The sequence below is a fragment of the Leptolyngbya sp. FACHB-541 genome (assembly GCF_014695875.1).
In the GTDB taxonomy this organism is placed as follows: Bacteria; Cyanobacteriota; Cyanobacteriia; order Elainellales; family Elainellaceae; genus JAAUTN01.
The window spans coordinates 1-5,521 of sequence record NZ_JACJPC010000151.1; the positions used below are offsets into that span (position 1 = coordinate 1).

At 49.1% G+C, this 5,521-nt stretch carries 7 protein-coding genes and 1 pseudogene; 3 read left to right on the plus strand and 5 right to left on the minus strand.

Annotated features, from left to right (window positions below):
* The first annotated feature begins 171 nt into the window (after positions 1 to 171).
* Positions 172 to 378, plus strand: coding sequence for an HNH endonuclease signature motif containing protein (locus tag H6G00_RS36965; RefSeq protein ID WP_199318875.1), 207 nt, complete (start codon positions 172 to 174; stop codon positions 376 to 378).
* Positions 357 to 494 (plus strand): hypothetical protein, encoded by a 138-nt coding sequence (locus tag H6G00_RS33980; protein WP_190800113.1) that lies wholly within the window; start codon positions 357 to 359, stop codon positions 492 to 494. The genes H6G00_RS36965 and H6G00_RS33980 overlap by 22 nt, the downstream gene beginning before the upstream one ends.
* A gap of 142 nt (positions 495 to 636) precedes the next feature.
* Here the strand turns inward: H6G00_RS33980 and H6G00_RS33985 are convergent, their stop codons facing one another.
* The 5 genes and pseudogenes from H6G00_RS33985 to H6G00_RS34005 form a co-directional block, all read right to left on the minus strand.
* On the minus strand, positions 637 to 1,026 hold the full coding sequence (locus H6G00_RS33985) for a VOC family protein (protein WP_190800114.1): 390 nt from the start codon (positions 1,024 to 1,026) through the stop codon (positions 637 to 639).
* 218 nt (positions 1,027 to 1,244) lie between these two features.
* Complete coding sequence (locus H6G00_RS33990) at positions 1,245 to 1,697, minus strand: nuclear transport factor 2 family protein (protein ID WP_190800115.1); 453 nt, start codon at positions 1,695 to 1,697, stop codon at positions 1,245 to 1,247.
* A 272-nt stretch (positions 1,698 to 1,969) separates the two neighbouring features.
* Positions 1,970 to 3,298: a lamin tail domain-containing protein gene (locus H6G00_RS33995; protein WP_190800116.1), complete on the minus strand. Its 1,329-nt coding sequence runs from the start codon at positions 3,296 to 3,298 to the stop codon at positions 1,970 to 1,972.
* 53 nt (positions 3,299 to 3,351) lie between these two features.
* Positions 3,352 to 4,347 (minus strand): endonuclease/exonuclease/phosphatase family protein, encoded by a 996-nt coding sequence (locus tag H6G00_RS34000; RefSeq protein WP_190800117.1) that lies wholly within the window; start codon positions 4,345 to 4,347, stop codon positions 3,352 to 3,354.
* A gap of 369 nt (positions 4,348 to 4,716) precedes the next feature.
* Positions 4,717 to 4,872: pseudogene (locus tag H6G00_RS34005) on the minus strand (IS5/IS1182 family transposase); the annotation flags it as partial.
* 68 nt (positions 4,873 to 4,940) lie between these two features.
* Here H6G00_RS34005 and H6G00_RS34010 point away from each other — a divergent pair.
* On the plus strand, positions 4,941 to 5,521 hold a 581-nt coding region (locus tag H6G00_RS34010), incomplete at its 3' end, for an IS6 family transposase (RefSeq protein WP_190800118.1).

The following is a 5,521-nucleotide window of genomic DNA, read 5'->3' on the forward strand; positions in this document are numbered from 1 at the left end:
GATTTCGGGCAAAAAGTGCCGCCACTTAAACAGAGCAGGAGTAGACATCACAGGGTAGAGAGGAGAGTGTAGTCCTGCTTACCTTACCATTTGCTAGTTTTTGCGACACAGCCCAAGCGTGTAACACCACCGAAGTGGGCACGCAAGGCGGTATTCTTCCGCGACCGGGGCATGTGTGCTATCTGCGGAACGGATCTATCGGGACTCGTTAGCCTTTCGCCAATCGAGAATTTCGATCACATGGTGCCACTAGCTCGTGGTGGGCTCAACGATGTCACGAACCTTCAGCTCCTCTGCCAACCGTGCAACCTCAGGAAGCGGGACGGCACGGCGACAACATCGCGCACGTACGAGGCATGGTACGACATGGAAGACTAGCATTGAGGCAGGTGAGTGGGCTGGCTAACGAATCGTTGCAGCTGACGGAGGCGCGCAACGCCCATCGCGGCGGCATGGATCACGCCCTCGCCTCCGCAGCTGAACTCTGGCGTTGACAGTTAACAACATTGCCGAAAAGGGTCATTTTCGGCAATCTTCAAAGATGGTAACGCCAGAGCTAACCCGCCGCCTACATACGTGATCTTTAGGAGAACTCCTGATTGGCGATCAGGTTCGGCGACTTGTTGAGCTACGCGCTCATGTCCAAGCTGCGCACTGCAAAACTACTCGATAGCCATCCCGATCTTCAAACGTTTTCCCCTGCACGTCCCAATAAGGATTGTACGACTTCACCGGCTCATAACCTAACGTCACCATCTGTTCCACCGCCCGCTGCCACTCCTCCTTATCCGACAGGTAGAAGACCAGCAGGTTCTCTTCGGTTGGTGCTCTTCCAACTTTATGCCCCCGGTGATGCGTGAATTCTAGATGATATGAAAGCCCGGCGTGCCCGAGCATCACCCCGTCGAAGCCTTCATGATCCTCGAATGAATCTATCACCTCGAATCCTAATCCGTCTCTGTAGAATGTGACAACCTCAGTAAGGTTATCGGTGGGACGGGCGACTCGTAAATGTGCTTTCTCCAATGCTCACTTCTCCAAGCAATGAATACCTCGCATCTGCAACTCTTAACTCAGAAGTCCAACGACTAAGCTCACTAGACGTAAGCAACCTTTACATCCTAATCAACCATATTTAGTGTTCCGGTGCAGAGCCTTGTTCGGCCGCCGTTGATGGACAGCTTCATGATGGAGCGGATGGTGATGATAGACTATCTGCACCTCGGTCAGGTGGCACACGGGAGTTAGCCGCAAGCGAGCGCCGCGAGTTGTTCTAAGCTGATGCCATGGACCAACGGGTCGGCATGTCGATGCACCTGCCGCCACGCCGACCCGTCACGCCGAAAGACCAAGGTCACACGCAGCGACCAGTCCTGGTTTGGCAGTCCACCGACCTCGCCATGTTGTCGTTCGATCACCACCAGCACGACCAGATCGCCGGAGGTGTACGTCTGCACAACGTCCAGTTCCGCTTCGCCGTTCTGAAAATAGCGCTCTAGGGCATCGAGGCGCTCGGGCGAGGTGCCGAAACCGCGTGTCGGTTCTCCGCCGAACGGTGACATGAGCGTGTAGTCGTCCCCATGCCGAATCAGCGTGAAGTAGGTGTGCATATCCCCACGGATATATGCCTTTGTAGCTTCGGCAGTGCGCTGAATAAGTGCGGCAACTTCCGCATCAGTGACGTTGCTTTGTGCCATGGTCCCATCCTCCTAATCAAGCAATAGAGATTCTTGCGCCGTACGTTCCTTGCATGTTACGAAGATGAGTATGTCGTCTTACCTTTAAGTTGATGCGGATGACTCTACGGTCAGATGACTCGTAGAGCAATTCTACCGTTGTATAACAGTCCTAGCGGGTGATAGCGCCGCCGAACGGTTAGCATCACCGGCGGAAGAAAGCTTGAAACGAAACTAAAAGCTATCGATCCGTCTGGTGTATGCACTTGTAGCGTGTGTACTTTTAGCTCAAATTAGAAGTTAATGATCTCTCCTTCAGCTGCTTTGTTATAGAACACCGAAACAACCATTTCGCCATTGGGTTGGTAAAGTACGATTCGACCACCAGAATTGCCTAATTGCATAGACTGAGGGCTATTGGTGCGTACAAGAACCTGTTTTTGTTCATTGGGGGCTAAAGTTCCCTCCAGCATCCTGCGCCGACCAATTTTGTCAGTGAGAAACCAACCCTCTAAAACAATTGGCTCTGAAGATGTATTTTTTAGTTCAACCCATTCACCTGATTCCGGACCTTCAGGGTTTGGCAGAGCTGCTACCAATACTACTGAGCCAGTCTGCATCTGTACATCACCGATTGGTCGCAAAACTGGAGTACTACCGGGTTGCGGCAGAGGCTCAAACTCTCCACCTCGAAACTCAGGATAGAACGAGCGGATGCGTTTGCCTCGTTGATTATCCACCGTTGTCTCTCGATAAATCACCAGGTTGTAATTGCCCTCCTGAATGGTCACCGCCCGTCGTTCATTGACAGTTAGTTTCTGAACAGATTCGTAGTAAGCCACAGTGCCTAGAGCCACATCACATTCTGGACTAATCCCAACAAAAAAACCACCGCGCTGTTTAAACACTTGAGCAACGGGATTGCCAGCCATATTGTCTAAAGTCCAGGTCATTTGCAGTGTGACCACATGAGGATTGAGTACCTCTGACACCCCAGGCAACTTGTATTGGGTGCCAAGGAAATTGACTCGCCCTTTGGATTCATCCAGGTAGAACTTGACCCAATTATGATAGCCGCTAATCTCCCCCCAACCCGGACCTCCGCGCAAGTTAAATTTGCCCTCACCTACAAACACATGTTCAAAGCCAGAACAATACTTAACAACGTCTTCACCAAAATAGTTGGTGTAAGGTTCAAACCAGATTATCCGCAGTTCTTGCTTAAACTTATCTTTGGACATTGGCTTTCCGAGTCCTTCGGTAATGTACTCGTATGCCAACTGCATCGGTTGGGTATCCAGTAACAGATCCAAAAAGGCACCGATTTCTCCCTCTTCCTCGGGTGTGAAATCTTCGGGATCACGGTAATTGACCACATAATTATCAAATAGCTTAATCATCGCCTGGTAAGTCGGTTTTGAGAAGCGAGACTCATCTACTTTGTGAAACAGGGGATGAATGGCTATATCTGTCCATTTATCTCCCGCTGCCTTCACTTGATGATCAAGCAAAATATCAGCACTGGAATCAACCCAGCTTCCATCAGCACTACGTACACTGACTGAAAAGCGATTCTCATCTGCTTCCCAAATCCGATCGTAAATGGTTGGATCTGCTAACATTTGGTTTTACTCCGTTCAATTTTTTGGACTAACAACGGGCAAAGCTAAACTAGTTACAAATCAAAAATTGCAGTGACGGGTGCATGATCTGATCCAGGCTTACCCTGTCGTTGCGTTGGATCATCGCTGACCGAGGGAAGTGCATTTGCGAAATCAACATGACTATCGACTTCGGGCAGTCTGCGAGTCTGACCAGGTAGCAATTCCTGGCTAACAAAAATATGATCGATTAGCTCTTTGCTGGTTCGATAAATCCGGGAGTAACGCCGCTCCTCAGCAATCAATGGAACCAGGTTGAACAATCGAGTATCATCCCCCTGATCGCGCCGATCGAATCCGCTTGTCCCAATCTCGCTCCCACTCGGACCATGCAGAATTTGCGTTGTTGCTGCAGAAGGCACATCATTGAGATCCCCTAGAACAATCAGCCCCTGCTTCTGGTTGTTGTCGAGTAACTGGTTGGCTTTCACCCGTAATGCCACAGATTCTGCTGTCCGTCTTAAAAGGGCTAATCCAGCTACCTGAGCACGTTCGTTCTCGTCTTTGGGAGCAAATCGCGCTTGCCCTGTCGATGAGGAAAAAGTTAGCAGCTTCGACTTAAGGTGAGCATTGATTAAATGAATGGGGAGACCGGGTTCAGGTTCCACCAGAATGCGAAGCGCACCTCGACCCAACTTCGTAATTTCAGTCACACTCGTTTCAGTGACATAGCCCAATACTTTGACCAAACCCCCCTCCGGAAAAGTCTCGATGTCCTCATGCTCCTCAATGTTCAACTTGGAGAGAAATCCAACCCGAATGCCACGCGGATCGGGGGAGTTAGATACGCGAACATGGGGATAACGTCCCTCTAGCATCGCCACAAGTTCTTCAAATGCATCCAAGTCACCGATTTCTTGAACAGCTAGCACATCTGGCTCAAGTTCCAAAATCACATTCGCTAAACTCTTCAGCTTTTGCGTATAGTCTGCCTGTGTTTTGGGACCAAACTTATTGCCAACGAGAAATAGGTTCTCTATGTTCCAAGTCATGACCTTGAATCTAGTCATATTTCTCCAGATAGTGTAAATAGCTTTTTACACAAATTATTTAGCTTATCTATTGATCTGAACTTACCCACATGGAAAAGTTAATGGTCTTTTCTAAGATGTAGGAATTACTGTAAGTTTGCTATTACCCTCAAGGGTACTCTTGAACAATTTTGTCCTCCTCAAGCAGGTAACCTTGAAACACCTTCCTACAGTACTTAATGAGCTAACGGTGACATTCACCGGCTGTCAATAGCCTCTTAATTCCTCTAACTGTCCTGGTTTCAGCCTAATTGCATTTCATGAAGACTTCGCTCTCATCACCCCTAGAAGAGAAACTGGATGATGAACATACAAGATCGACGGGAAACATTAGACTTCCTGCATGAATCAAGAGGCATGTGCCAATTCATAGTTGAGTAAGCCAGCAATCAGGTTCAAGCGCAAGCCAAACCGTTTTCTGCGGTTGCGATAACGTCCTGCAAAGATGCGAAAGATCTTGAAGCGACGAATCACATGCTCAACTCTCACCCGTAGCCGTGCTAATGCGGTTATGTCGCAAAAACCAGCGAATGGTAAGGTAAGCAGGACTGCATTCTCCTCGCTACCCTCCGATGTCTACTCCTGCTCTGTTTAAGTGGCGGCACTTTCTGCCTGAAATCATCCTGTTGAACGTGCGCTGGTATTGCCGCTACTCCCTCAGCTATCGAGACTTAGAGGAGATGATGACAGAGCGAGGGGTAGAAATAGATCATTCCACGATCAATCGCTGGGTACTGAAGTACGCTCCAGAACTCGACAAACGCATTCGACCTCACTTGAAGCCGACAAACGACTCGTGGAAGGTTGACGAGTCGTATATCCAAATCAAAGGCGAGTGGAAATATCTGTATCGCGCTGTAGATTCACAAGGCAATACATTGGACTTTCTGTTAAGTGCCAAACGAGATGGCAAAGCAGCGGCGCGCTTCTTTCGTAAAGTGTTGAAAGCCAGCCATGTCAGCCAACCACGCGTCATCAATGTGGACAAGAATGCGGCTTATCCGGTCGCCATTGAACGGCTAAAAAGCGATCAAACGCTAGCAGCCCAGACCGAACTGCGGCAGGTGAAATATTTGAATAACCTGATTGAGCAAGATCATCGCAACATTAAGCGCATCGTCAAACCAATGCTGGGATTCAAGTCTTTCAACAG

Coding starts and splice junctions, on each gene's coding strand:
- H6G00_RS36965 (WP_199318875.1), top strand. CDS start 172: ATGTGTGCTATCTGCGGAACGGATCTATCGGGACTCGTTAGCCTTTCG.
- H6G00_RS33980 (WP_190800113.1), top strand. CDS start 357: ATGGTACGACATGGAAGACTAGCATTGAGGCAGGTGAGTGGGCTGGCT.
- H6G00_RS33990 (WP_190800115.1), bottom strand. CDS start 1,697: ATGGCACAAAGCAACGTCACTGATGCGGAAGTTGCCGCACTTATTCAG.
- H6G00_RS33995 (WP_190800116.1), bottom strand. CDS start 3,298: ATGTTAGCAGATCCAACCATTTACGATCGGATTTGGGAAGCAGATGAG.
- H6G00_RS34000 (WP_190800117.1), bottom strand. CDS start 4,347: ATGACTAGATTCAAGGTCATGACTTGGAACATAGAGAACCTATTTCTC.